The sequence below is a fragment of the Agrobacterium sp. DSM 25558 genome, assembly GCF_900100825.1.
In the GTDB taxonomy this organism is placed as follows: Bacteria; Pseudomonadota; Alphaproteobacteria; order Rhizobiales; family Rhizobiaceae; genus Agrobacterium.
The window spans coordinates 57,821-82,744 of sequence record NZ_FMUD01000010.1 but is presented as its reverse complement, the minus strand read 5'-3'; the positions used below and the strand labels follow the sequence as shown (position 1 = coordinate 82,744).

The 24,924-nt window shown below is 55.1% G+C and carries 22 protein-coding genes and 1 pseudogene; 11 read left to right on the top strand and 12 right to left on the bottom strand.

All coding sequences use genetic code 11. The features are described from left to right. Nucleotides 1–767: 767 nt before the first annotated feature. On the bottom strand, nt 768–1,136 hold the full coding sequence (locus DSM25558_RS10970; RefSeq protein ID WP_077104658.1) for a hypothetical protein: 369 nt from the start codon (nt 1,134–1,136) through the stop codon (nt 768–770). 393 nt (nt 1,137–1,529) lie between these two features. Between DSM25558_RS10970 and DSM25558_RS10965 the strand changes: the two genes are divergently transcribed. Together DSM25558_RS10965 and DSM25558_RS10960 are read left to right on the top strand one after the other, a co-directional pair. Further along, a complete protein-coding gene (locus DSM25558_RS10965; RefSeq protein WP_077104656.1) occupies nt 1,530–2,219 on the top strand; it encodes an aspartate/glutamate racemase family protein in 690 nt (229 codons plus the stop codon). A gap of 179 nt (nt 2,220–2,398) precedes the next feature. Next, on the top strand, nt 2,399–2,806 hold the full coding sequence (locus DSM25558_RS10960) for a DUF4174 domain-containing protein (protein ID WP_159442488.1): 408 nt from the start codon (nt 2,399–2,401) through the stop codon (nt 2,804–2,806). Between the two features lie 822 nt (nt 2,807–3,628). Here DSM25558_RS10960 and DSM25558_RS10950 read toward each other — a convergent pair. Then, nucleotides 3,629–3,838 carry a cold-shock protein gene (locus DSM25558_RS10950; RefSeq protein ID WP_077104650.1) on the bottom strand — a complete coding sequence of 70 codons (210 nt, stop codon included), beginning with the start codon at nt 3,836–3,838 and terminating at the stop codon, nt 3,629–3,631. A 255-nt stretch (nt 3,839–4,093) separates the two neighbouring features. Between DSM25558_RS10950 and DSM25558_RS10945 the strand changes: the two genes are divergently transcribed. From DSM25558_RS10945 to DSM25558_RS10925, 5 genes are all read left to right on the top strand, one after another. Continuing rightward, on the top strand, nt 4,094–4,597 hold the full coding sequence (locus tag DSM25558_RS10945; protein WP_077104647.1) for a PAS domain-containing protein: 504 nt from the start codon (nt 4,094–4,096) through the stop codon (nt 4,595–4,597). Between the two features lie 7 nt (nt 4,598–4,604). Beyond that, nucleotides 4,605–4,808 (top strand): hypothetical protein, encoded by a 204-nt coding sequence (locus DSM25558_RS28805; RefSeq protein WP_159442487.1) that lies wholly within the window; start codon nt 4,605–4,607, stop codon nt 4,806–4,808. A gap of 323 nt (nt 4,809–5,131) precedes the next feature. Next, nucleotides 5,132–5,431 (top strand): GCG_CRPN prefix-to-repeats domain-containing protein, encoded by a 300-nt coding sequence (locus tag DSM25558_RS10935; RefSeq protein ID WP_077104820.1) that lies wholly within the window; start codon nt 5,132–5,134, stop codon nt 5,429–5,431. A gap of 235 nt (nt 5,432–5,666) precedes the next feature. Beyond that, the gene (locus DSM25558_RS28800) at nt 5,667–5,972 is read left to right on the top strand and encodes a hypothetical protein (RefSeq protein WP_159442486.1); all 306 of its coding nucleotides are present in this window, start codon (nt 5,667–5,669) and stop codon (nt 5,970–5,972) included. A gap of 93 nt (nt 5,973–6,065) precedes the next feature. Continuing rightward, nucleotides 6,066–6,353, top strand: coding sequence for a transposase (locus tag DSM25558_RS10925; protein WP_083716412.1), 288 nt, complete (start codon nt 6,066–6,068; stop codon nt 6,351–6,353). A gap of 162 nt (nt 6,354–6,515) precedes the next feature. On the opposite strand, the gene DSM25558_RS10920 is transcribed toward DSM25558_RS10925, so the two are convergent. Next, nucleotides 6,516–7,598 (bottom strand): ATP synthase subunit B family protein, encoded by a 1,083-nt coding sequence (locus DSM25558_RS10920; RefSeq protein ID WP_077104646.1) that lies wholly within the window; start codon nt 7,596–7,598, stop codon nt 6,516–6,518. 917 nt (nt 7,599–8,515) lie between these two features. Between DSM25558_RS10920 and DSM25558_RS10915 the strand changes: the two genes are divergently transcribed. Both DSM25558_RS10915 and DSM25558_RS10910 read left to right on the top strand, forming a co-directional pair. Then, entirely contained in the window at nt 8,516–10,288 is a 1,773-nt protein-coding gene (locus DSM25558_RS10915; protein ID WP_077104644.1) for an SLC13 family permease, read from the top strand. A gap of 1,184 nt (nt 10,289–11,472) precedes the next feature. Beyond that, a complete protein-coding gene (locus DSM25558_RS10910; protein ID WP_244554166.1) occupies nt 11,473–12,972 on the top strand; it encodes an acyltransferase family protein in 1,500 nt (499 codons plus the stop codon). Between the two features lie 19 nt (nt 12,973–12,991). Here DSM25558_RS10910 and DSM25558_RS29295 read toward each other — a convergent pair whose 3' ends face one another. From DSM25558_RS29295 to DSM25558_RS10875, 6 genes are all read right to left on the bottom strand, one after another. Continuing rightward, the gene (locus DSM25558_RS29295; RefSeq protein ID WP_077104640.1) at nt 12,992–13,189 is read right to left on the bottom strand and encodes a hypothetical protein; all 198 of its coding nucleotides are present in this window, start codon (nt 13,187–13,189) and stop codon (nt 12,992–12,994) included. Between the two features lie 479 nt (nt 13,190–13,668). Further along, nucleotides 13,669–14,706: an ABC transporter ATP-binding protein gene (locus tag DSM25558_RS10895; protein WP_077104638.1), complete on the bottom strand. Its 1,038-nt coding sequence runs from the start codon at nt 14,704–14,706 to the stop codon at nt 13,669–13,671. Continuing rightward, complete coding sequence (locus DSM25558_RS10890) at nt 14,703–16,271, bottom strand: ABC transporter permease (RefSeq protein WP_077104636.1); 1,569 nt, start codon at nt 16,269–16,271, stop codon at nt 14,703–14,705. The genes DSM25558_RS10895 and DSM25558_RS10890 overlap by 4 nt, the downstream gene beginning before the upstream one ends. A gap of 65 nt (nt 16,272–16,336) precedes the next feature. Next, nucleotides 16,337–17,350 (bottom strand): iron ABC transporter substrate-binding protein, encoded by a 1,014-nt coding sequence (locus DSM25558_RS10885; RefSeq protein ID WP_077104634.1) that lies wholly within the window; start codon nt 17,348–17,350, stop codon nt 16,337–16,339. Between the two features lie 186 nt (nt 17,351–17,536). Then, nucleotides 17,537–18,169 carry a response regulator gene (locus tag DSM25558_RS10880; protein WP_244554165.1) on the bottom strand — a complete coding sequence of 211 codons (633 nt, stop codon included), beginning with the start codon at nt 18,167–18,169 and terminating at the stop codon, nt 17,537–17,539. An 8-nt stretch (nt 18,170–18,177) separates the two neighbouring features. Then, nucleotides 18,178–19,563 (bottom strand): sensor histidine kinase, encoded by a 1,386-nt coding sequence (locus DSM25558_RS10875; RefSeq protein ID WP_077104629.1) that lies wholly within the window; start codon nt 19,561–19,563, stop codon nt 18,178–18,180. A gap of 575 nt (nt 19,564–20,138) precedes the next feature. On the opposite strand from DSM25558_RS10875, the gene DSM25558_RS29285 reads away from it, so the two are divergent. Further along, nucleotides 20,139–20,513, top strand: coding sequence for a hypothetical protein (locus DSM25558_RS29285; protein ID WP_244554164.1), 375 nt, complete (start codon nt 20,139–20,141; stop codon nt 20,511–20,513). Next, nucleotides 20,510–20,971, top strand: coding sequence for a zeta toxin family protein (locus DSM25558_RS10870; protein WP_244554163.1), 462 nt, complete (start codon nt 20,510–20,512; stop codon nt 20,969–20,971). The genes DSM25558_RS29285 and DSM25558_RS10870 overlap by 4 nt, the downstream gene beginning before the upstream one ends. A 243-nt stretch (nt 20,972–21,214) precedes the next feature. Here DSM25558_RS10870 and DSM25558_RS10865 read toward each other — a convergent pair. From DSM25558_RS10865 to DSM25558_RS10855, 3 genes and pseudogenes are all read right to left on the bottom strand, one after another. Beyond that, nucleotides 21,215–21,959: pseudogene (locus tag DSM25558_RS10865) on the bottom strand (ATP-binding cassette domain-containing protein). A gap of 61 nt (nt 21,960–22,020) precedes the next feature. Beyond that, complete coding sequence (gene fhuB, locus DSM25558_RS10860; RefSeq protein WP_200800743.1) at nt 22,021–24,030, bottom strand: Fe(3+)-hydroxamate ABC transporter permease FhuB; 2,010 nt, start codon at nt 24,028–24,030, stop codon at nt 22,021–22,023. Then, nucleotides 24,027–24,905, bottom strand: a complete 879-nt coding sequence (locus DSM25558_RS10855; RefSeq protein WP_077104627.1) for an ABC transporter substrate-binding protein — start codon at nt 24,903–24,905, stop codon at nt 24,027–24,029. The genes fhuB and DSM25558_RS10855 overlap by 4 nt, the downstream gene beginning before the upstream one ends. Nucleotides 24,906–24,924: the final 19 nt, after the last annotated feature.

The window sequence follows — 24,924 nt, the reverse complement described above, 5'->3', positions numbered from 1 at the left end:
CACCCCTACGCAGGTCGTTGCGACTGGCGGCGCGAGAACGGTAGAGACTGGGCGAACAGCGGATCCAGAGACAGTGACTCCGTCTACGTAAGAGGAAGATAGCGCCCGGCCTGTGGTGGGCTAGCTGACTTAGTTAAGGCAAGACAATGCCGTCCGCGGTGTGCGCCGCCTCGACGGTCTCAGCTGGAATCCGACGCATAGCGAGTGAAAGGTGAGGAAAACGTTTTCAATGGCTTCGTGAAGGCTGCCGCCATGTCCATTTGAAATGTCGACGAATACCGATGAACAAATCGCCCGTTTTCGGTAGAGCACCCCAGTAAAACTTTGTCTTGGCGAGCGACATTTACAGGATGATCGGTGATGCCACGGGACATTCGATCCGGTACGCCGAGATCATCGCCAAAGGTGACGATAGCGTCACTGAACTCAAGTTGGTTGACTACCAGCCCCTCCCCCGTGCCTCAAATGCGCCAATGCTTTGACTAATGGTGAATGCCCCGGTTTTTTCAGGACGATATAGATCGCCGGGACCCCCTTTTCTTTTCAAAGCGGCGGCCCCGAGGGCGGCGGAATGAATGCCGACTATGTGTCATTGCGCACCGATGGTGTGGCCCAAAATGATATCTGTCTGAGCCGCGGTCAAATTAGGATTGTCGGCGTCAATGCGAGTAAGTGTTCTCAACGGTTATTCTGGGTTCGAGAACGACCAGAAACTCCTCGTGGTCCGCTGAATGCTCGAAGAAGCAAGTGCCCACGAGACCACCTTGCTAGAGTGCCAAAAGGTGAGCGCGGGCGACCCTTGGGGCGGCGCAGCGCTCAACAAGCCCTAAACCGACGAGAGCAATGCGGAGGGTCGCTTTTTCAGGGAGGTCAATCCGATTGGTAAGATACCTGAGATCAAGCATGACAGTCATGTCATCAGCGAGAGCGGAGCGATCATTGCCCATCGCGCCGATTTCTTTCCGTCGGCGAACCTGGCTCCCCTCAACCAATCGAAAGCCGACTATTATCGTTAAATCTTCTTTGCCGCAGGTCCGGTGGAGCAGGCCTTTACCAACAAGCGCGCAGGATTTGTTCCGCTTGCGGAACAGGAGTTCTTTTTCGGTTATGGCAGCTTCGAGCGCACGTTGAATCAACTCTAGTTCGCGGTAACACGGCAACCTTTCATCGCGGGTGAACGGTTCACCGCAGCCGACGTCTACGTCGTTTCCATATTGGATGAGGTCTCGGTTTGGGAACGATCCCTCCCCGCGGGGGCGTTCGCGAAACAGGCTGGCAACCTCGTGTCCACAGACGCCTACGAGCGGAGCGTTGAGCTCGACAACGCATTGCTTCAGAAAAGCTAAGCTCGCACCTTTTGGCTGAACCCATGGATGGCGCTCGTCCCTACCCGACTGGTGGTCGGGACGAGCGTCTTTATTCTAGCTCAGTCAGCGCGGCATCGAATTGCCGGAACGCGGCTTTCTGTTATGAAAGCATGAACTGATTTGCTCTGCCTCAGAATTATAACGAAAGCTCGGAGCGCTGATATGAAGACGATCGGAATTCTTGGGGGCATGTCGGTGGCATCCACGCAGACGTACTATCGCGAGCTGGCGAGGCTGACGAGGGAAAGACTGGGCGGTCTGCACTCCCCGGAACTTCTGATTCGATCTGTCGATTTCGACGGGATAGCAAAGCTCCAGGCCTCGTCAGACTGGGACACTGCCGGACAGGTTCTCAATGCCGAGGCCCTCGCGCTCGAACGTGGCGGAGCGCAGTTGCTGTTGCTTGCGACCAACACAATGCACAAGGTGGCCGACAAGATCGTCGATGGTCTCTCGATACCGCTCCTTCACATTGCCGATGCGACCGCTGAGAAAATCTCGGCGCAGGGGCTGAAGCGGCCTGGTCTGATGGCAACCAAGTTCACCATGGAACAATCCTTCTACACCGACCGCCTCAGAGCCCGCGATTTGATCCCTGTCGTGCCTGACGCAGAAGATAGGGACGAAACGCACCGGATCATCTACGAAGAACTCTGCCGTGACGTGATCAATGAACGCAGCCGAACTATCTTTGAATCCATCGCCGAGCGACTGGTGGAGGAAGGATGTGACTGCCTGATCCTCGGATGTACCGAAGTCGGAATGCTGTTGAGCGCGGAGAACGTCTCGGTACCTGTCTTCGACACAACGTTGGTTCACTGCGAGGTGGCACTTTCCGCCGCGATGGCTTGAGGTCGAATGCGCTCGAAGAAGGCAATCGTCTCATCCAGCAATGCGTGGCTATGTAAGTCACCGTGGCCAATGAGACGCAGTTTTTGTTCACCCGTAATGGCAATACAGCATTTCTGGTTGAACCTCTCGCCCGTGACGACGTTCACGGATGCAACAATGGAGGCCCCGCAATGGCAAGATTGCTCGTCGCCGCTCTAATCGCCCTCGTATCATCTCAGGTGTTCGCAATGGATAGCCTCTCAAAATTGACCTGGAAGAAGCGGGCCGTCATCGTCTTCGGCGAGGTCCGCGATCAGCGGGTAGCGCATCAGATAAAAATCCTGACAGATCAACGTTCCGAACTTAGCGAGCGAGACCTCGTTGTGATCGGTGTCTCCGACGACGACGCAAAAGCCTTTTTTGGATCAGTCTCAAAACTCGATGCGGTCGCATTACGGCGAGAGGCAGATATCAAGAAAGATCGTTTCCAGGTCGTCTTAGTAGGAAAAGACGGCGGCATCAAACTGCGCAGTGACACCGTCGTGAGCGATCTCGATATGTTTGACATTATAGATCGCATGCCGATGAGGCGGGCAGAACGCGAATGACGCATCCATAGCCTACTGGTGGGATGTGCGTCGATGGAATGGATCAACGCGATGCCGGTCTGAGACCCAGAGAGACGCGCCGCCTCTCCTCTGTCCTCCGCTCGGCAGATATGACAAGGGTCTCCGCATTCTATGATCCGGTACGATCAGAGCGCCTGAGCTGACCTGCGAAAAGCAATGAAAGTTAACCGGAGAGATGGGCTGCATCGATTTTCAGCGTCGCGATCTGGCCCTCTTTCGACCAGTCGTGCATGATTGTTCCACCGAGCTTGCTGGCGAGAGTGCTGTGTAGCAGCTTGCTACCGTAGCCGCTCGACCGTCAGCGGCTCGGTTCTAGTGACATCGCAGAGCATGTAGCTATGGCTGTCCATCACAAGCTCGTCAGTGCCCACCTCCCATATCCATAGCGCCACCCCCGCCGCAAAGCCCTGCAGAGCTCGCCGGAGGACCAATCGGAGTGATCGAGTCTGTGGTCTCTGGCCATGGGTGAGGCCTTTTTGCGCGTTTTGACTGCGTTCTTGGTGGTCGCTGTCAAACGGTCTTCTTCCTCTTTGTAAGCCTCGCTTCACGCACGCGGCACGTTTTTTTTCCTCACGCGATCTGGCCACGTGGTCGATCTCTTCTACTGCATTCCCACGTCCCAAAAACTGAGATTGCATGTCGCTGCAGGCGAGTTCGGCGTCTTCGCGAGCTTTGCTCTGGGACATCAAGCCCTCCGTAGATTTATGCAAACTGGAAAAGGCCGGACAATCGTCCGGCCTTCCAAAAATTCTGCTCCTGCGATGCCAGTACATCCGTGATCAAAGCGAAAGCAGTCAAAAATCATGCAGACTGAAGGTTTGTGGCTGACATCTTGCCCGACTTCTTGTCGCGTTCGAGCTCGTAGCTCAACTTCTGTCCTTCAACGATTTCGCGCATTCCGGCGCGTTCGACAGCCGAGATGTGAACGAAGGCGTCTTCGCCGCCGTTGTCCGGCTGGATAAATCCGAAGCCTTTGGTGGCGTTAAACCATTTAACTGTGCCTGTGGTCATGATGAACCCTCTCAATACGTTGTTGAACGAGTGCAAGGCGTAAAGCCTCGCGGGGAGTGTAACGATAGTTTGAAAGAAAAGTTCGTCGAGACGCGTTTCAGGCGCGGTAACCGAAGTTCAATAAGCAAAAGATTGATCGGCAATCATTAGATGGATTGAATAAGGCGTCAACATTTAGCTTTGCGTCTTGTTTTCCGGATTTACAGATTCTAGCTTTTGTCAGGGTGAAGGAAACATGCGGAGACGTGGTGCTCTATGCAGACAGAAGTTAAAGAAACAAAGCTGTTAAACCGCTTACTGCGAAAAGTGGCATTTTACTCGTGGTCGATCCCGGAGAACATAATTACCGCCGACAAGACGTTTGGAGAGTTTTACGAGATAGGTGACGATGACCTCATCCAAGGGGTCCCAGTGGAACACATCCTTTCGCTTATCGTCGAAGATGATCGCGCGCGCCTGGCTGAGCGCATCCATAGTGTTCTGCTCGGCGGCACTCCCGCCGTTACGCCTTATCGTATTCTCAGCCCTAGCGGACGGTATAAGTCCCTCGTCAGCATCGGTTCCTGTTCACGCGATGAGGACGGTTTACCCGTCACATACTCCGGGATTGTGATGCCTGCCGATGACATGAAAGTACACGAGACAGAGGAAGGGATCGAAGGCCATATTTCCGCAGCGATCACGCTCGCCCAGCAAAGCGGTAATGAACTTACAGAGCGTTATCTGAAATCCGCACTCCAATCTGTCGTAAAGACATGACCCGGGAATGGCAGTCTATCGCTTCCGCTGCTGTGCGCTGACGGCGACTTGGACGAGAACCGCCGTTGAAAGCAAGATCGATGGGACCGTCGCGGCGATCAATATTAGCCCACCGTTCGTGATTTCAGCCTTCGCCCGAAAGCCTCTGTCCATGCGACGGCACCGTCGCTTCGCAGAGGGTCTTGCTCACACGCCAAATCTGCCATCGTGAGAGCCAGGATGGCTGCTATCCCAAGCCGGTGGGTTGACCATTCGGCGCGGGCATATTCTGCAATGACATTTTTGAAAAACGGAACGTCGCCCTATTCAAGAGGACTCTCTATCGGGAAACGGGATTTCCTCAGCAGCCGCAGAAGCAATACTCACGGCCTCAGCCAGGCTGTCTACGCGGCTTGTCTTATCAGACATGCTCAACCCCTTGCACGCGCGCTCTTGCACGCACGCACGCGGGACCGCCACAAAATCCTCACGTTTCGTTCAGAGGGCATTCACAAAAATGGGAGCTAAATGGCTCATCACAAAGGAGTCATTGAAATGCGCAAGTTAATCTTCGGTGCGGGAATTATTCTAACCGCGCTCATCGGCAGCGGTGCAAACGCCATGCCTGTTGGCAACCCCTCTGCACCGGCTGCATCCGTCGTGCACGACGTAGACTATGCATGCGGACGTGGTTTTCGTCTGTCACCACGCGGATATTGCCGCCCCGTTGGACCGCCAAGACACTACGAGCAAAGATGGGATCGTCGTGACCGCTGGCATGACCGCAGAGAGTGGCGAGATCGCCGAGATCACAGAGAATGGCGTAGCCATCGTGATCGTCGCGACCGCTGGTAAACCTTCTAGGCCCGTTTCAAACGCGGGCCTTTTCTTTTGGCGCGAATTGTAAAACTTGTGTTTGGAGTAACATTGCATTTCCCGACCGTCCCTAGGCAGGTCGATCGTTGACTTTGCGACCACCCCTGGATGGTCAGGCAGCCGCCTTCATGTCGGGAAACTGATATTTAATCGCATCAAGGTGACATACGACGCGGCGCGCTAGGTTGCGATCATGGGTCACGTGCCAGAATGCATGGTCGACGAGCGTATTTATATTCAACGCTTGAAGGCGATCAGCATCACGCTGACAGGACACGCCGATGAACTTGTAGCGCTTCATAATGTCCTTGCCGTGCAAGCCCTAGATAATCTGCTGTACGGGCCGCATATGACGATCCATAATCGTTTCATTCGCCGGAGCCGGCTCGGTGTCTTCAACCCCATCTTGGCCGAACTGACAGCAAATCGCAGCAAATCCATGATGATCGATGCCACGCACCTCAAAGCGGGTCGCAGTGCAGCCAGCCTGATAAACAAGGACGAACCAAAGGCGGCCTGAACTCCAAACAACATGCCGTCTGCAATCGAGAAGGAAGGCCTCTTGTCCTACTTTTGAGCGGAGGCCAGATAGGCGATTACAAAGGGGCGACACATGCTGCGTGTCCCGCCAAAAGCCAGGACGTTGCTGGCGGACAAGGGCTACGACGCCGACTGGTTTCGCGCCGCCTTAGCCGAGCGCGAGATCGACGCCTGCCCTTCACCATCCAACCGGGAAGTGCCCGTCCCGCACGATCCTGTTCTCTGCAGGAAACGCCACAAAATAAAGAACCTATGGGGCAAGGTAAAGAGCTGGAGGCGCATCCACACACGTTATGACCGCTGCGCACGCACCTATTTCTCAAGCATTTGCATCACCGCCACTTTTATCTTCCGGCTCTGATTTTATGAGGCCTGAGCGTAACGGAACAAAAAAGGCCGGGGCGAAACCGCACCGACCTTCCTGCCGCTTGTCATCTTCTGCCAGTACATCCGTGGTCAGTGCGCAAGCTACTTGGCATTAAGAATGCGCAGAGGCGCGTATGGTTCCGCCTCCGCATCGATCCTACTTTCGATACGCGAGACCGCCCCAAACGCGACCCTCGTCCCGGTGACGCCCGCCGTGTACAGCGCCAATATAAGCTGCTGCTGCGGCTACGAGCGAAGATGCCGCAAGAAGAAAAGCTGTCAGAATACCGGTTATCCGGGCTTTCTCGGCCGCATCTGCGGCTGCAGTCTTGGCGTCCTGCACGGTCTTTTCGGCTTGGGCTCTCAGTTCGTTAACCTTCTTTTGAGCTTCATCAACGCGCTGTTGCGCTGCTGCACGAACGGCCTGAACACGCTCCACAGTCTGGTTCACGCGGGTCTGCGCATCTGCCTGAGGGATGCCTGTGCGTGCAGCGACCTGATTAGCCATCCATGCTTTATCCGCATCGGATATTTCGCCCGTCGACAGCAGATTGCTCAGTATGCCGCCGGCTTGGCGCTGGAAATCACCACTGTTAGGATCGGCATTCAGTGCAGGTGTATCTGTCCGCAGCAACGTGTCGGTGAAGTATTCGATCGGGTTTGCTTTGAGACCCTGTGGCAACGACTGCTCAATGCTTGGAGCGGCGGCCTGACCAGCGCCCTGGGCGAGACCACCAAGGGCATTACCAGCGCCTGAAACGACTCCGCCAGCCAACTGACCCACGCCCTGCGCCGCGCCACCGACCGCCGAGCCAGTAGCCTCAACTGCGGTCTGAGCAACGCTCCCGACGGCCTTTACGCCGCCCGAAACCACGCTGAGCGCAAGAAAAGCGGATACGACCGTGCCGATGCCCCACACGACCAAACCATTGATTCCGTCTCGAGTCGTAAGCTCATCTCGGGTTGCGGAGCCTCCAACTGGGCGTCTCATGCGACCGGTGATGTAACCACCAAGCATGTATGACGCCACCATGGACAGGACCACAAAAAGGCCAGTTACGATGAGCCATGTAATGCTGAGTTCGCCGCCGTTGTCGGCAGAGATTGCGTTTAAGCCCAGTCCGCCAGCGAACGCGGTGAGTACCGCCACAGTGCCGGAGGCGATGGCCGTACCGGCAAAAATTGCAGGCCAGTCAACGAAGCTGCGGTTCGGGTTCTCGATCAATGTAGATTCTACCATCAACGTAGCCCCAACAGAGAGAGAACGAACAGGACGACAACGACCAGTCCCACCAGATAAATGATCGAGTTCATGAAGGTCTCCTCTAAAAAAATTAGTCCTAACGACGCAGCTGATCCTAAAGACGTCTAACGCTTCCCGCACCCAACGAGCAGCGCAGCCCGACCGACTGCGTTTTGGCAACACCTAAACACTCTCAGGAGCACATCGTTCCGCCTAAAAAATAACCAGCTATTTCTGGCCCGATATTCGTCTCTATGCCACCCTGACAAACACCGTCATCTCACGCCTGACCGGATCATGCCCTCCTCTCGACAAGCGCGCTTTTCTTCGTCTGTGTCGTGACCGGGCTATCCGCCCGCTTCCGCTGCGACCCGTCGTCCATGTCGAGGATCACGGCAAGGGCCGCAGCATTGCCAACCCGGTTCTTGGCCTTGGGTGATTTCTTGTAATCTCAAGATTTCACGGCCGCCACGATGGCCTTCCGCTGGTCGTTCGTAAGCTTGCCGGCGACTTCCTCGGTGCTTGCCCGCCACTGCTTCGTCACCACGGGCGCGAAGTCCTACGGCCTTGCAAGCCCTACACCATTGGCCAGCGGCGAGACACGAGGTCCAAGCGTTAACTTGCTTAGCACTTCGCAGGCCGTAGGGGACACTAATCTTCAATGATTTCTGGTTGTTGAGAATGCCTTTTTAACTCAAATGGTTTACTGCCCAGGTAGAGCTTTCAAAACTGATTATTGCCCATTTTTGATAAATCTTACCTCGTCACTATTGTCGACATCGGCGATGTATCGTTTGGGAAGAACGGCCTAAGTTTCGTTGCTATTGGAACTTGCCCTGCCGACATTCGTTTTAAATGGCGTTTTCCATCCCGTTTGGTTGTCGCATATACGCTAGCCTCCTTTTCGGTATGACATGACAACGCATCAGATCCTCGCATTCTCCGTCATTGCACTCATGATGGCAGTCTTTATTTGGGACCGCTTCCGTTACGACGTCGTTGCTTGCTGCGCGTTGATTGGGTCCGTGGCTGTCGGTATCGTTCCACCGACCGAAGCATTTTCAGGCTTTTCCGACGACATCGTCATCATCGTTGGTAGCGCTCTGGTCGTCAGCGCGGGTGTCGCTCGCAGCGGCGCTGTCGATATCGCCATTAAGAAGTTCTTTCCAAGCCTCAGCACCGTGCGAACACAGCTCGCACTTTTGATGATCGTGGTGGCAGTCCTTTCCGCGTTCATCAAGAATATAGGCGCACTCGCAATTATGATGCCGGTAGCCTTTCAGTTCGCAAAAAAGTCTGGGGTGTCGCCATCGAAATACCTGATGCCTATGGCCTTCGCCGCTCTGCTCGGCGGACTTATGACACAAATTGGAACCTCGCCCAACATCGTCGTTTCTCGGTTAAGACAGGAGATGACCGGGGCCTCGTTCACGATGTTTGATTTTACGCCCGTTGGAGGCATCCTGGCGGTTGTCGGTATAACCTTCCTTTTGTTTTTTCACTGGCTTGTTCCAAGCCGGAACAAGCAAAAAAGCTCGATCGAGGAAGCGGTTGAGATTAAGAATTACTCGAGCGAGGTCACAATACCGGAGCATTCAATGCTGATCTCGGAGCCTCTGAGCACCTTACTGAAACTTGGTGACGGGGAAGTCGTAGCGAGTGCTGTCTTACGGGGCTCAACTCGCATGGCCCCGTTTCCAGACCTGACTTTGCGTCACAACGACATAGTTCTCTTAGAAGGTTCGTCGAGCGCAATTGATCGGGTCGTGTCAGGCGGCGACTTGCAACTGTCGGGCAAACCGCTAAAGGATCACGGACAGCCGCAAACTGACGTTATCTCTGTTGAGGCAATTGTCAGCCAAGAGTCCACGCTTGCGGGAAGATCAGCGAAAGAGTTAGCCTTGTCGTACACACGCGGGGTCAACCTGCTTGCAATCAGCCGTCGGGGTCAACGCCTGAAGGAGCGATTAGGCGGACTGACGCTAACAACCGGCGACGTTCTTGTCTTACAGGGTAGCCGCAGCAGTCTAACTGCCATGCTGCAGGATTTTTCGCTGCTTCCGCTGGCTCAGCGAGAGGTGCTTTTGGGCACGAAACGCCGTTCGTTCATTCCGTTAGTGATTTTGGCCATTGCCATGGCAACGACAGCTATCGGCATAGTGCCTGTTTCGGTAGCGTTTTTCGCTGCTGCACTTGGCATGGTCGTGTTCCGCGCTATTCCGCTTACGGATTTCTACAAGTCTGTGGACGGCCCCATCCTGGTCATGCTCGCGGCACTCATCCCAGTTTCCGACTCCCTGCGCACAACGGGTGGCAGCGAACTGATCGCCCGCTGGCTTGGGGACGCTGCAGCCAATCTTCCGGCTTGGGGCGCACTTGCACTCATCCTTGTTACCGCTATGGCAGTGACGCCGTTTCTCAACAATGCAGCGACTGTGCTTGTGATGGGGCCAATCGCTGCGACCTTCGCCACAAATCTCGGATTCAGACCAGAGCCATTCCTCATGGCTGTTGCGATTGGTGCTGGCTCCGATTTCCTGACCCCTGTTGGCCACCAATGCAACACGCTCGTGTTTGGACCCGGGGGCTATAAGTTTTCTGATTATCCCCGATTGGGGTTGCCTCTGTCATTGTTGATCATCTTTGTTAGCGTCCCGGCTCTTCTTTACGTCTGGCCCGTACGTTAAAAAACAGCCCTCGAAGGGTGCTGACGCAGCGCGCGCCGAAATCCTTCGCATGTGTAAACCGAAGAGAGTTCCCGATTGCACCTTCAAGTTGCCTAAAAAATAAGGCCCACATCGTCCGGTGAGAGCGCTTTAAAGCCACATCGATGGCTGTTCCAATTGAGCTTTTCAGACCTGATTACGCCGCAACTACGGCGAAATGACCGGTTCACCGGTTTGCACCACCACGAGTTCATGAATCTGGGCCGTGCATCCGACACCATAGGTTCCGAAACAACCTTGTTTTCGACAAGGGCTTCCGGTGCCTTGTCGCAAGCGCTCTTTTTTTCCACTCAAGCTCCGCTGCCTCAATCCTCAACGCTATCTGATGCGGCAACATGGTACCTGTTCTGATTTGCCCCGGTTGGACGAACATGGGGCAATGGGCGAACGTTCGTTGATCAAATCGAGACTCCCTGGATGATGGATAGCAACACGGTAGGTCGATCAGTGGACCGACCGTGTTTGGAGCAGAAATTTTGATGCATGCTAAATCACAGTAGCGTCAAACCATGAAACTTTCTCGCCGGAGCATCGGTCACGATGCAGTTTCACGAAAATTTACGCTTACCCGTCTTGAATCACCGATGGCATAGCGCTGGTAGTGCGTTTCAGATTGCCTGTCGTATGACGGACTCCAGGACGCCGATGCTGCTAGTGGCAAACTTTGTCGCGACATGACTCGCCTTCTTCTCTCTCTCCGGTTGAGGGGCCACACTGGGAGCGCCTTTCGTCACCTGCGCGCGCACAGGCATCATCATCATGGCCAAACCTCAATGACGGCCCACAGGAGCGCGCCCGGCGTGGTGGCGCGTATCATTGCAGCGGCTTCAAAGGAACGCGACGACAAGGCGCGTGGCAAATTTGAGAAGAAAACGGCGATCGGAAGTCAGGGAGGCCCGCCTTAGGTCCCACCCAACCGGCGGGCCTCAACCCAATACCCCTTCCAGTAAGGGTAGCGTCAATCAAACACACTTTAGAAAAAGTGGCAAGCCAGCGGCATTACTTCTGGTTAACAAATGTGCGGAATACCTGCTATGATTGCCAGCCGCGCTGTCATCTCGCAAGTGATCATAACTGGTCTGTCTATCGCAGCTACACGAGCATCTTCAAACAGCAGTCAAAGACCGGATGCGACCGGAAAAAGAGTGGCAGCACTTCTCCTGCCGACATTGATCTCGCGGGATGTCGATGCCAGTTTTCCGATTGGCAACGACGCTTTTGCCCTGCGACGTGGCGTCATCGAAAATGCCGGCACTATAACCGTTCTCGCTCCTGAGCTTGGTGGGAACCGAGGATTGCGAAGAGACTATAGTCTCGAGCGTCCATGCACCGCAAAGCCACATGATCCGCTCTATGCTCGGGCGAAACACCGTCAAACGTTTAGTGCGCGAGGTCGAACTCTCTCACAACGTGCTACAACGTTTTTCTTCATTGATGACGGCAGAGCCTCTACAAAATCGCGCAATGTGATATGCGTTATGAACCGGTTTTGCTTCCATGCGTTTGATGCGTTGGCGTTCTGCCTTTCAGGATCATCAATGACAGACACTCACGTCCCGCATCGGTTTGTGCTGCTCGATGGAATACGGGGGCTGGCGGCAGTTGCTATTGTGCATCGGCATGCTGAAGTCTTTTTTGGCAGGCCGGAAGCATCGAGCTATCTGGCTGTGGACTTGTTCTTCGCGCTCAGCGGTTTCGTTTTGGCTCACGCCTACGGCGAGCGGCTTGCAAGCGGACAAATAAAGCCGCTAAACTTCATGAAGGCGCGGTTCTTAAGGCTGTATCCGCTTTATGGTTTAGCGCTGCTGCTGATGACAGCCTTCTTCGTCTGTCTGTATTTCCTCGATCTACCGACTCCCATTGATGATCTTCACCGGAAGATACAGCCTGCGGAACTGGGTTTTGCCTTGGTAACGGGGCTGCTGTTTTTACCGGCCCCCTTTACGCTCACGCTCAATGGTGCGCTGTTTCTGGTGAGCCCCGCTTGGTCGCTGTTCAATGAACTTGTGGTCAACATCGCCTATGCTCTCAAGGGCGCTCGCGCGCAGGTGAAGACAATTGGCGTCATTTTAGCCTTGAGCGCTTGTGTCCTTATCATCGCAACCATCCATTCTGGGAAGCTTCATCTCGGTTTTCGATGGCACGAGATGTATGCAGGCATGGGTAGAGTATTCTTTTCGTTCTTCGCCGGTGTGCTCATTTATCGCTTTCGCAGTCAAACAATCAAAACCCGTCCTGCGCTGGCCGTGCTGTGCCTGTCAGTCGTTGCTTTGGTGCTGTTTCTGCCCATCACCGACGAAATTCGCCCGATATTCGACGTCGTCATCGTGTTGCTTGTCTGGCCGATCCTATTGAGTGTCTCGTCCGCAATCGAGGCGGGCGGCTGGCTTGATCGGGTTTCGAGCTTTCTGGGAACAGCGTCTTACGCCGTCTACGTGCTGCACATCCCACTGCTTGCGTGGACGGTATTTCTCGTGCCCCGTCCCGGTGACGCAGGCTGGGCAATCCCGGCTGGCCTGACCTTTATAGTGGCAACGGTCTTTATCTCATATGCTTTGACCGTATACTTCGATCAACCCCTCCAAATACGAATTAAAAAGCGCCTGAAAACCAGCTCCGTGAGCAACGTTCTTCAAGCGCCTTAAGTTTTAAGCAGTTTACCGATTACGCCGCGCCAGCAGGGTCACCTATCGGCAAAAGCGCAGGATTAAGCGTAGGATCGTTTGGATTTTTGCTATCGCCCGGGTCTTGAACGGGAGGCGTCAGCGGCTTCTCTTGAACACGGTCCGGAACTCCCGGCGTCGATGTCGGGCCTCGTTGTGAGGATGCCGGGTCTGTCGGGAAACTATCATTGTTAGGCATGGTTCCACTCCTCGTTGGGGTCATGCATAAATAACCCGCGCAAGTCACAGGGGTTCCCGAGATTATGCGAACCACGCGAGACGCCGCGTTGCCGGGGAGCGAAATACGGGCCGCTTTTACGAAGGCAGAAGCCGGAAATCCGCACCTTTCAGCAACAGTTGCCAGCCATCGACTGCTATTGTCGTGCCGGCTATGTAGCTGGCATCATCTCACACGAGGAAGAGGAAGGCGTTCGCGACGCGTTTTTGTGAGCCGAGGCAGCCTGATAGCATAGGCGGTTGTCATCAGGATGCTACTAATCGATCGCCTTGAAGGTAATTGAACGGAAGGCAAGTCGATTGCGATTTTCTAGAACATGGAATAGCGCAGGTATACTAAGAGCTTAAGTCTTGTGGCCAACAGGAAAAACGAGGCTCGTTTGATCGATAATGGCTTGATTGCAATTGGTCACGGCATTCCAAATCGGTGGCGACAAGCGGTTACGCTTTGAAAAAATGTGCCGCTCCCCTAACCGAAATAGACACGCTATCTCCGAGGTTGAGTCCTTCATTGGAGGGAATATTGACGTAGAAAGACGATCCGCCATTATGGAGAGTGATCTTTGCAGCGAAAGTTGGCCCGCAGAAGCTCATTTCATTGATCGTGCCGGATGGCTGACCGTTGCTGGGGGGGCTTGCTACGACGATCTGTTCGGGGCGGATCATGACCTGGGCATGGCCGCGATATAGGGGGGCATCGACGGGCATCAAGCCAAGTGCACTGGCAGCATAGCCCCCAGAAACCTCCGCTGGCAGAACAATCGCTTCGCCCAAGAAGTTTGCCGTCACAGGATCTACCGGATGAGCATAAAGCTGCTGAGGCGAGCCGACCTGAGCAAAAATGCCATTTCGCATCACTACAAGCTGTTCGGCAAATGCAAATGCTTCTGCCTGATCATGCGTGACGAGGATGGTCGGAATACCCGCAGCAGACAGCACGTCTGTTACAGCCTTTCGGGTTGCGACCCTCAAGCCGGTATCGAGCGCCGAAAACGGTTCATCCAGCAGCATCAAACGCGGCTTTCGCGCCAATGCGCGGGCCAGCGCCACGCGTTGTTGCTGGCCGCCCGAGAGCTGATCGGGTTTGCGCGAGAGCATGGCGCGATCAAGCCCGACCATGTCCATCAACTCAGCCGCCTTGCCATGTCTGACCGCACGTTCGGCATTAACGCCGAAGCCGATATTGTCTGCCACAGAGAGATGTGGAAACAGACAGCCGTCTTGCGCCACGATGCCAATATTTCGGCGATGCGCTGGAACCTGATGGCCATCACCGGCGATCATCTCGCCACCGAGGGTTATCGTTCCCGAATCCGGGACATCAAAACCGGCCACAAGCCGCAGTAACGTGGTTTTTCCACATCCAGACGGGCCAACGATGGCGGTGCGGCTGCCCGCCTCGACCAAAAGATCGACGCCATCCAGCGCGACCACCGAGCCATAGGATTTGCCGACGGCGTGAAGCTTCAGAAATGTCATCGACCGGAAATCTTTCTGGATTGGTTGTGCAGCAGAAATGTCATCGGCAGAGAAAAAAGTACCATTAGCCAGGCATAGGGAGCTGCACCGGCATAATCGATTTCGTTTGTCATCGCCCAAAAGGCCATGGCGAGTGTGCGGGTGCCATTCGGTGCCAGCATTTGAGCCGCCGTCAACTCGTTCATAATGCCGAGAGCAGCAAGCGCCGCGCCTGCCGCTGCACCCGGTGCGGCAAGCCGTACCGTTGTGGACCAAAGCGCACGCGTTGGCGACCGGCCAAGACTTGCCGCAGCCTGTTCCAGTTCAACGGGCACCTTGGTTATGCCTGCGCGAAGGCTGACCAGCGCACGAGGCAGAAACATGACGACATAGGCGAGAACGATAGTGGAAACGGTTTGATAAAGCGGCAAAATAACCCTGACCGTCACCGTTACCAGCGCCAGCGCGACGACCACGCCCGGCATGGAGCTTGCCAGATAATAACATTTCTCCAGCAGACCGGAGGCGCGCGTCGGGCGACGGACGGAAAGCCATGCAATCGGCACGGCAGCCGCAGTGACAACGATGCCACCGATCAAGCAAATCTCCATCGTCTGCCAGAGTGCCAGACCGATTGTACCAACCTTCCACACGCCTGCCCCACCAGCAATGAGCCAATGCCCAAGCGTCAGAGCCGGAATGCCGAGCGAGAATGCGGAAACGGTTATGATCATGGCAAAAGCTGGGTATTTCCATCGGCCCAGCGGAACAGTGCGGTTGCGGGCTGAGACACCCGAACCCACGCGCGCACTGCGGCCCTTACCGCGCAATCTGGCTTCGAGGTACAGAAGCAAAATGCAGCAGAAGACAAGGACGACCGCCAGCATGTTTGCCGCAGCCCCGCTATAGGTCGACTGGAACTGATCCATGATCGCGGTCGTGAACGTATCAAAGCGGATCATGGCATAAAGCCCGTATTCGGCAAGCAAATGAAGGCCAACAAGAAGTGCTCCGCCACAGATTGCCAGACGCAATTGCGGCAACACGACACGGCGAAATACCGCAAAGCGGTTCAACCCCAACGATTCCGCGCAATCTTCAAGCGCTGGATCCAGCAATCGGGTCGCTGCCGATACGGGCAGATATATAAAAGGAAAATAGGCTACGACAGATATTGCGATGCCTGCAGGCAAACCATTGAAGCCCGGCCACAAACCGATCCAGGCATAGGAATGCACAAAGGCCGGCACCGCCAGCGGCGCAATGGCCAGCCACGACGCCAGCCGGGCACCGGGAAGATCGGTCCGTTCCGTCAACCAGGCCAGCGTCACCGACAGTATGATGCAAATGGGAACGGTAAAGAGGATCAGCAGGACCGTATTGACCATAAGATCACCGACGCGGGCACGGAAAATCAAGTGTGATGCCGTTTTCCAACCGGTTTCGATGCCTGCCCATAACACAAAGCAAAACGGCAGAAGCGCAAGAAACGCAACCACGATTGCGATCAGGATTGTCCATGGCACCTCGACCACCAGACCGGGTCTGGAGATGGAGAATTGACCGGTTTCCACGACAGATTTCATACGGGCCTCGAAATCGAAAAGTCATCGCAGGCAAGCTGCGATGACTTCTGTCTGACAGTAATGATTTAGAGCAGGCCAGCCGCCGTCATCAGATCGGTGACTTTGGCATTGTTGAGCGTGGAAGGCTCAACGTTTGGTACCTGGAGATCGGCGATTGGCACCAGTGCCTTGTTGGAAGCGTCGCCATTTCCCACGGCATACTCGAACGAATCTCCCTCACGCAGGATTGTCTGGCCACCCTTGCCGGTAACCCACTTCAGGAAGGCCTGAGCCTGTTCCTTGTGCTTGGAAGACGCAAGCACACCACCGCCCGACGTGGAGAGAAAAGCACCCGGGTCCTGATTTTTGAAGTAGTGCAGCGCGACGTTCTTGCTATTTTCACCCGTCTTCGCCTGATCACCGAAATAGTAATAATGATAGATCAAGGCGCCTTCGACTTCACCGGCATTGACAGCCTTCATGGCCGTAGAATTACCGCGATAGGCCTTGAAGTTTTCCTTCATGCCTTTCAGCCATGTCGTGGCTTCAGCCTCACCCTTTAGCTGTACCAGCGCGCCAATGATGGCTTGGAAATCAGCACCCGTTGGAGATGCGGCCCAACGACCGTTCCATTCCGGCTTTGCAAGGTCGAGCATCGACTTCGGCAATTTGTCTTCTGTCAGCTTTGTCTTGTCATAGGCAAATACGGTTGAACGGGCTGCAATGCCAACCCAATGACCGTTCGCAGGGCGGAACTGCTCAGGAACCTGATCCAGTGTTTCCTTGGCAACGGGCTCGAAGAGACCTTTGCTTTCCACCAGCGCCATCGCCGGAGAGTTTTCTGTCAGGAACGCATCGGCCGGAGAATTGGCGCCTTCCTGAACGATCTGGTTGGCAAACTCCATGTCGCTGCCCTTGCGGAGCGTGACCTTGATACCTGTTTCCTTCGTGAAGGCTTCTGCCCAGGCGTTACCCAATCCTTCGTGTTGCGCGTTATAGACGACAATGCCATCGGTATCCTGCGCACGCGCTACGCCAGCAAGGCCCGTCGCGGCAAGCGCAGCCGCAATCAAAAGGTGTTTTCCAGATCGTTTAGTCACGTCGTTCTCCCGATCAAAACAGGCCGCTGCGGACCCTATTTCCCGTGCAATTTGTGTATCCGAATGCGCGAATGAAACGCGCTTAAAACTATTCGGATAAACTCCACTTATACCCGTGGATGGTTTCGGGCCATGGGGACTAAAGTCCCTATCAGGAGGATGGGACGGGAACCGATTATTCGAGGATCAGCCTTTTGATCGCGCTTCGCGCAGGTAGATGGCAGCCTCGGTCCTATTGCGCAATTTCAGCTTCTGGAGGATGCGGGTCATGTTGTGTTTGATGGTTTTTTCCTGAAGGCTCAGCAGCCGAGCGATTTCCTTATTGCTATTGCCCGCTGCAACAAGCTCAAGAATTTGCTCTTCGCGGGGTGTCAGGGTGGCAAGGACTTGCGCCGGATGGTTGACGGTTTTCAGTCCGGCCATAACGTTTCGCGTCGAAGATGACGCCACACAACCATCATCAGCTGCAACGGTCGAAATGACGTTCACAAGCTCGGATACGCCAACCCCTTTGAGCACATAACCCTTTGCTCCCTCAGCAAGAGCTTGCGCGATATCGGAATCGTGTCCCGAAGCGGTCAGCACAATCACCGAAGCCGCAGCGTCCCGGCGCAGAATGACGTGCAATGCCGAGTGTCCGCCACCCGGCATGGACAAATCCAGCAACATGATATCTGGGCGGTGTTGGTCGAATAATGAAATTGCATCGGCGGCGCTGGCACCTTCGCCAACCACTTCGAAACCCGGCTCATCTTCCAGACTACGGGACAGACCACTTCGAAAGATGGGGTGATCGTCGACAATAACGATTCTGATCACGTGCGGTCTCATGAACTAGTGACCCTCGGCAGGGTCATGGTGATCGACGTGCCTGATCCGATAGCAGAGACAATCGTCAATCTTCCGCCCAGTCCTGCGGCCCGCTCCTCAAGACCGGCCAGACCGAGGCCGTCCTCATCATCACGCCTGACAAAACCGATACCGTTATCCCGGACACCTATAACGATTTCGCCATTCGTTTCGCTTGCGGAGACAGCGATATCGGCGGACTGAGCATGCCGGGTGGCGTTGCTGAGAGCCTCTTGAAGGAATCGATAGATACAGATTTTCATTGCCTGGGATGAGACCTCCAGCGGAGCGATATCCAATTGTATAGATCGACCCGAGTGCTTTTCGTGTGTAGTAATCAACCGGCGAACCACATCTTCACCGGAAAGCCCTTCAAGCTCTGGCAGGTTCAGTCCTCGACAGATACCCCTGATTTCTCTGACGGCTTCATCGATGGAATGTTGCACCATGGCTTCGTCGTCATCTCTTGCCCGTCCGGTGCGGATAGCCTCCAGCCGTAACGCTGCAAATCCTAGCAGCTGAGCCGGGCCATCGTGCAGCTCAGCAGATATCCTGCGAAGATATCGCTCGTTCAGTGCGGCCGTGCGCTGCGTTGCCTGATCGACACGTTGGCGCAAATCTCTGTTCACCTCTAGCATCCGCGACAACTCCGTGACCTGCACATGCAGAGATCGTTTCTGCGCCTCGATCAAATGGCTGCCTTTTGCGACGATACCGAACAGCAACACCAACATGCCTGCGGTTACCCCGGCCACCACCAGCCAGCTCTCATAGCGGACGTTGTCCAGCTCCGACATCAGATCGGCAGAGCGCTCATAAAATTCCGCGACCGCGATAACCCGGCCGGACACCGCGTCACGAATGGGGCTGTGGATTTCCAGCAGCACCTGGCCACTGCGCTTTTCTTCTTCATGTTCCTCGCCTTCCAGATCATCGAAAGCGGCATGAACCGTGCCATTGAACGCAGTAGAAAGCCCAAGCGACCCTTCAAAGGTCTTACCAATCAACCCTGGTTCGCTGCTGAAGACGACCCTGTTGTCTTTGCCCCATATTTTGAAGGAAAACAGTTCACCTCTTAGAGGCCCCTGGTTGAGTGTGTCGAGAATTTTGCCTCGCGCATCATCGCTCAACGATGAGCTGGTCGCCAGTTCCTGTGTCAATGGCGAGACGATGCCCGAGACATAGAGGGCAGTGCCGCTCGCCATGTTCCTAACGGCCGCACTCTCGATTTTCGATGTTACCCAGAGCCCGATCAGGATCATACCCAACAACAGAACGATCGTACCCGCAAAGGCAAATTGCCACGCAAGCGTTGGGCGACGGCCAGACAAACTAACAAACTCGCGCCCAGCAAAATATCTCATAATCGTTCCAAACCCGCAGCTTATATCATCGACAGTTCTTTCCAGAAGAACACCGATTGCAAGTAAACCGTAAATTTATGTACTATGACGGCCCTATTGCAACCCAAAGCCATCAGGGGCTTTTGCTTACGAAGGTCAGGGTGGTCGTGACAATGCCTGACAGGCGCTCCCATAACACGGCTGGACAGGCGTGAAGAAGTTCACAATCGCCTCGGGGAGAAAACAAAAGACCTCTACGACGTTTTTGCTTTCCCTTACAAGGCAGTTTCATTTCTCGAGCGATGTTCTAATTTATTTCCAGCTTGCTGCGTTCGTTCGGATTACAGCCTGCAGGGTCCATTCCACGCTTTTGATGGGATCAGAACCATCGACAACATAATCTGGCTTAGCTTGGCCGCTGGTTTGTTGAAACCCTTTGGCATGAGCCGCTACTATTAAGCTGCTACCTTCAGTGCTTAAAGGCCGTCTCGCGCGACCTGTTGGATCCAGTGTTGCTATCGGCAAAACCTGCAAAAGCGGATTTTGCAGCGGATGGCGTGAAGCTCTATAGTCGAGACAAGGAAAGGAGATATACGATGCTTTTGAAGAAGTACCGCGAAAACAAGGATGCCCTGAAGCAGATTGGCCGGGAAGCTCTTGCCGAGAGCCGTCGCATGGGTTTGTCGATCTCCGCCAAGGACAAGCAGAACGAGGCAAAGGATCGGTCGGCAAGCGAGCGCACGGATCACGCCCCGGCGACAGTGAGGTTGAAGTCGCTTCATGCCGGAATTGTCATGCATCCTCCTTGCAGGGCCGAATGGCTCCGGCAAGCCTTCCGCGTCACGAAGCTCGATCTTGCAGGTGTCTGGATCAACGCTGATGAAATCGCCAAGGCGATACCCTCGGGCTGCAATGGCAGATCGACCGACATGCAGGCTGGCAGAGCCGCACTCATGAAATTGCCGAGATGATAAGAACCCGGCAAAGCTTTATTTTCGAGACGACACTGAGCAGCCAGCATTCAATACGGTTGATGCAGGAACCAAAGCAGGCTGGGTTCACAATAGGACTGTATTACGTCGCCCTGGATTTCGTTGAGACGAATGTCGAGGGCGTTAGGCAGCGTGTCCTCAAGGGCGGTCATGACATTCCTGAAGAAAAGATCCGCAGGCGGCATAAAGGATCGCTGATGAAGCTGACCGAGGCCCTGAGGATCGCGGATGAAGTCCTGCTGATCGATAACAGCAGCCTGGAACCTCATGAGGCCTTCGCGATCAGCTCCGGGGTGGTCCAGTCGTTCGACATCGACGACAGTCAAGAACTGCATGTTCAGATGACCGCCAAGGTCTGCGAGGCCTACGATCTCGTCCGCATGCAAGAGGGCTTCCGATCTATGCACGAGGGCAACAAGGCACTGGAGAAACATTGATTAGAAGCGTTTCAGCATTCAATGCCTGCTGGCAAAAATGAGCGATGACCATCTCTTGGGAGATTGGGCGTTTTTCACGCAAACGCTCTTCATCACAGTGCTGTCCCGAGTACAGCCGACGCATGAGGTCGTACGCAGTCCTCTGACGAGGACGGGAAAAGAACTCATACGGCATGCGGTCTCGGGGAAAGTCGACCATTCGCTTACCACAGTCGACTGTTGTCTTTCCACACCGCCGTCGCTTTAATAAGCTAGTGCAATCGCTTTTCCGGTTTGTGGATGGAACATCACATGCATCGAAATTCCATAGATACGCTTCAATTCTTCCGTTGTCATAATTTTTTCCGGTGCTCCCCGCGCTATAAGCCTGCCGGTATGCAGGACAATGATATCGTCACAGAAGCGAGCTGCCATGTTGACGAAGTGCAGAACCAAGACAATAGAAAGACCCTTCTCTCTGGATAGCGTTTGGATGAGTGAAAGGACTTCGATCTGATGGGCAATGTCGAGCGCCGAGATTGGCTCATCGAGCAACAGACACTCCACATCCTGCGCCACAAGCATCGCAAGCCACACACGTTGGCGTTCGCCGCCCGACAGCGTGTCGACCAGCCGCTCCTTCAGCGCTCCAGTATCGGTCAGAGCTAGGGCTTGCTCGACCTTGTCACGATCAGTCGTTCCAAACTGTCCAAGTGCTCCATGCCATGGGTATCTGACCCAGTGCCACGAGTTCCTTGACCAACATTCCTGACGTCGCCGGCATATGTTGCGGCAGATAGGCAATCTTGCGTGCCAGCGGACGCCCGCCCCAATTCTCAAGGGGCTTTCCTTGGAACAGCAACCGGCTTGCGGTTGGTTTGACTTGATGGGCCAGAAGTTTCAGCAGGGTGGATTTCCCGGAACCGTTGTGGCCGATCAGTCCGATCGTTTTTCCCTTCTGTAAATCGAGCGTGAGAGTGTCAAGCAGCGTATTATTACTCACACGCACACTGACGTCTGCCTATTCGAAACTCATCTTACATGATCCTGCCTGTTGAACCGCTGGACCGTCATCTTCGTTCGTTTCGGTGAATGAGCCAGAGAAGCAGTGGCCCACCTATGAATGCGGCCAGCAGCCCTGGCGACATTGGCCACGGCCAAATCAGATTGCGCCCTAACCAGTCGCAAAACACCATCAGCAAGCCGCCAAGCAAAGCGCATCCAACGAGGGAGTCTGCGACCCGACGAAATCCGATCATCTTTGCAAGATGCGGCACCATGAGGCCAATAAAGCTCAATGGACCGATGACGATTGTGGCGGCAGCAGTTGCGATCGAGGCCGTCACCAGCACCAACGCGCGGGATGCCTTCATCGGCACACCGAGGCTGGTAGCAGTCGGATCACCTAGAGAGGACAGCTCCAGCCAACGATGGCAAAGGACGCCAGATATGAGCGTAAGGATTGCGACCACGCTTACAGCAAGCGCCTCATCAAGGCTAACACCGCCCGTAGACCCGGCAAACCAGCTTAACAGAGCGGCAGCTTTCGGGCCGCCGCCAGCGAGCACAAGAACCAACAGCGAATTCATCGTGCTGCCGAGACCGACGCCGATCAGCAGGGTTCGTTCGGGATGGAAGGCATTGCGCCAAGAAAGAAGCACGACGAGGCCCAGCACGAAGACGGCACCGACCGAGGCCACAGCGAATTTCGACCAGATGCTGGCTGCAGGCAGCAGGATGATGGCAAAGGCCAAACCAAGACCGGCGCCATGGCCGATCCCTAGCAGATCGGGACTGGCAAGAGGATTGCGCAAACTGCGCTGAAGAATAAACCCGGAGATTGCCAGACATGCGCCTGCACCAACGGAGGCAAGAACGCGTGGCAGACGCCAATTCACGGCTGGCTCCATATCGGAAAGCGTAGCGACCTGCCATCCCATTTGTGACTGCCCGACAAAGAACGCCATGATCGTCACGGCGATGAGGAGGACGGCCAGAATTCCTGTCAACTGTGCGGTGGACCGGATTTTGATCGATGACTGTATAGGCGCGATGTCATGATGCGGCAGCGAGGCCTTACGATTACGCAGAGCAAGAGCAACAAGCAAAGGCCCGGTTAAAAGCCCGGCTGCGGCTCCCACTGGAATATCGCCAGCATATTGCGACAGAAGGCGCACGAGTTGATCCGCAAGCAGCAACAGCACGGCACCAGTTACGGCAGACCGTAAAAGTCTGGTATTGTTGTTCGGCCAGAGCGTCCTTGCCAGCGCGGGCGCAGCCAGACCGATAAAGCCGATGATCCCGAAATTTGCCGTGACGAAAGCCGCAAGCATGGAGGCGCAGGCCAGAGCAACGATCTTCATCGTCGTTGATGACACACCGAGCGTCTTCGCCGTTCCATCCCCAAGCGAAAGAAGCGTCAACGGTCGCTGCATGAGGAAAACAGCGCCGGAGATGACAGCGACCTGTGGAAGCAACATGGTGAGGCCGCGCCAGTCGCTCTGTTGCAACGACCCGGCCTGCCAACGCAGAAGATCGGTGAGGAAATCGTGATTGAACAAGACGAGAAGCGAATACAGAGCGCCGCAATATAAATTGACGACGACACCTGCCAGAATGAGAGTGTTGGAGGCCATGCCCCGCCCGAAAGCCACGCCGAGAACCACCATAAGCGCCAATCCGGCACCTGCCAGCGCAACGACTTCGGGGCCGGAGCGCCACAATGGCGGTGCGTAGAGGAGGCTGGCAGCCAAAGCCAGACCTGCACCGGACGAGACGCCGAGGAGACCCGGTTCGGCCAGTTGATTGTCAAGAACCTGCTGAAAGACGGTGCCACCAAGTCCAAGGGCGAAACCTGCGACAAGAGCCACGACTATGCGGGGCAGCAATCCATAATACACTAGCGCTTCAGATGGCGTTGAGATTTTGGCAGAGCTGAGAAACGCCCACCACTGCGCGGGTGGCAGGGAATGGCCAAGTCCGTTCAGGGCAAGTGCTGATGCCGTAATAGCGATGAGCAGAAAAAAGACCGTACCATTTCGTGGCAGGCTGTTGGATGCTGACGGTGTGCTCTTTATCAACCCGCTCCCTCCAGCACTGAGGTCATGGACTCTGCGAGGTGTAAGGCAGAAATACACCCACCAAATGGATAAAACTGTCTAATCCAATAGGTTCGGCCTTGTCCGACAGCCGGAAGCGCCTGCCACAGGGCGCTTTTCTCCAGGCCTCTGGTCGTCTGCTGCCTCAATACCGGAATATCGATCAGAACGAAAATGTCCTCTTCCATTTCGAACAGCGCATCGAAACCGGTCTGGAATACGCCTGCTGCATTGACCGGCCCTTGCCATGCGTTCTCAAGTCCAAGCCTTCGCAGGACAGCATCTGGCAGGCTGCCTTTTCCGTAAACGACAACGCCTCGACCCGTCTGGTCTGGTAGCAGGACGCACACACGCCGGGACCGGCTGGGCAGTCGTGCACGCAACGCTGCAAAGTGCGTAATCCCTTGCGCTGCAATGGCATCCATTCGGGACGGCTCAACTCCTGCGGCCTTTCCGGCATGATGCAGAATGTCGATTGAGAGATCGTAGCGGTCTCCAGCGGCAATTTTCTCCGGAACGGTTTCTACCCGGCCAATACGGGCGATATCTGGGGTCATGATGAGACTGGCACTGTTTATCAGGATCAGATCGGGCGCGATTTCGGCAAGAAGCTCGCGGTTGATCTCCCAGAATGGACCGATATCAAGAACATTATCCGAAAGCGGCAGCGGCATTCTCTGGCGGAAATATCCGGTGTCCGAAACAGCCGCTGGTGTAACGCCCAGAGCCAGTAAGGATTCTGCCGCTGCCCAGTCTATCGCAACGATGCGGCAAACATTGCCCGAGGCAAACGCATTGCTTCGCATTCCAATCAAGGAGACAAGCGAGAGAGCCAGAAAATGTCTACGCGACTGCATGGCGTTTCCGGGCTGCAAA

Bases quoted from the DNA above. Each gene is read 5' to 3' on its own strand.
- DSM25558_RS10965 (WP_077104656.1), top strand. From the start codon at position 1,530: ATGAAGACGATCGGAATTCTTGGGGGCATGTCGGTGGCATCCACGCAG.
- DSM25558_RS10950 (WP_077104650.1), bottom strand. From the start codon at position 3,838: ATGACCACAGGCACAGTTAAATGGTTTAACGCCACCAAAGGCTTCGGA.
- DSM25558_RS10945 (WP_077104647.1), top strand. From the start codon at position 4,094: ATGCAGACAGAAGTTAAAGAAACAAAGCTGTTAAACCGCTTACTGCGA.
- DSM25558_RS28805 (WP_159442487.1), top strand. From the start codon at position 4,605: ATGGCAGTCTATCGCTTCCGCTGCTGTGCGCTGACGGCGACTTGGACG.
- DSM25558_RS10935 (WP_077104820.1), top strand. From the start codon at position 5,132: ATGCGCAAGTTAATCTTCGGTGCGGGAATTATTCTAACCGCGCTCATC.
- DSM25558_RS28800 (WP_159442486.1), top strand. From the start codon at position 5,667: ATGGTCGACGAGCGTATTTATATTCAACGCTTGAAGGCGATCAGCATC.
- DSM25558_RS10925 (WP_083716412.1), top strand. From the start codon at position 6,066: ATGCTGCGTGTCCCGCCAAAAGCCAGGACGTTGCTGGCGGACAAGGGC.
- DSM25558_RS10920 (WP_077104646.1), bottom strand. From the start codon at position 7,598: ATGGTAGAATCTACATTGATCGAGAACCCGAACCGCAGCTTCGTTGAC.
- DSM25558_RS10915 (WP_077104644.1), top strand. From the start codon at position 8,516: ATGACAACGCATCAGATCCTCGCATTCTCCGTCATTGCACTCATGATG.
- DSM25558_RS29295 (WP_077104640.1), bottom strand. From the start codon at position 13,189: ATGCCTAACAATGATAGTTTCCCGACAGACCCGGCATCCTCACAACGA.
- DSM25558_RS10895 (WP_077104638.1), bottom strand. From the start codon at position 14,706: ATGACATTTCTGAAGCTTCACGCCGTCGGCAAATCCTATGGCTCGGTG.
- DSM25558_RS10890 (WP_077104636.1), bottom strand. From the start codon at position 16,271: ATGAAATCTGTCGTGGAAACCGGTCAATTCTCCATCTCCAGACCCGGT.
- DSM25558_RS10875 (WP_077104629.1), bottom strand. From the start codon at position 19,563: ATGAGATATTTTGCTGGGCGCGAGTTTGTTAGTTTGTCTGGCCGTCGC.
- DSM25558_RS29285 (WP_244554164.1), top strand. From the start codon at position 20,139: ATGCTTTTGAAGAAGTACCGCGAAAACAAGGATGCCCTGAAGCAGATT.
- DSM25558_RS10870 (WP_244554163.1), top strand. From the start codon at position 20,510: ATGATAAGAACCCGGCAAAGCTTTATTTTCGAGACGACACTGAGCAGC.
- DSM25558_RS10855 (WP_077104627.1), bottom strand. From the start codon at position 24,905: ATGCAGTCGCGTAGACATTTTCTGGCTCTCTCGCTTGTCTCCTTGATT.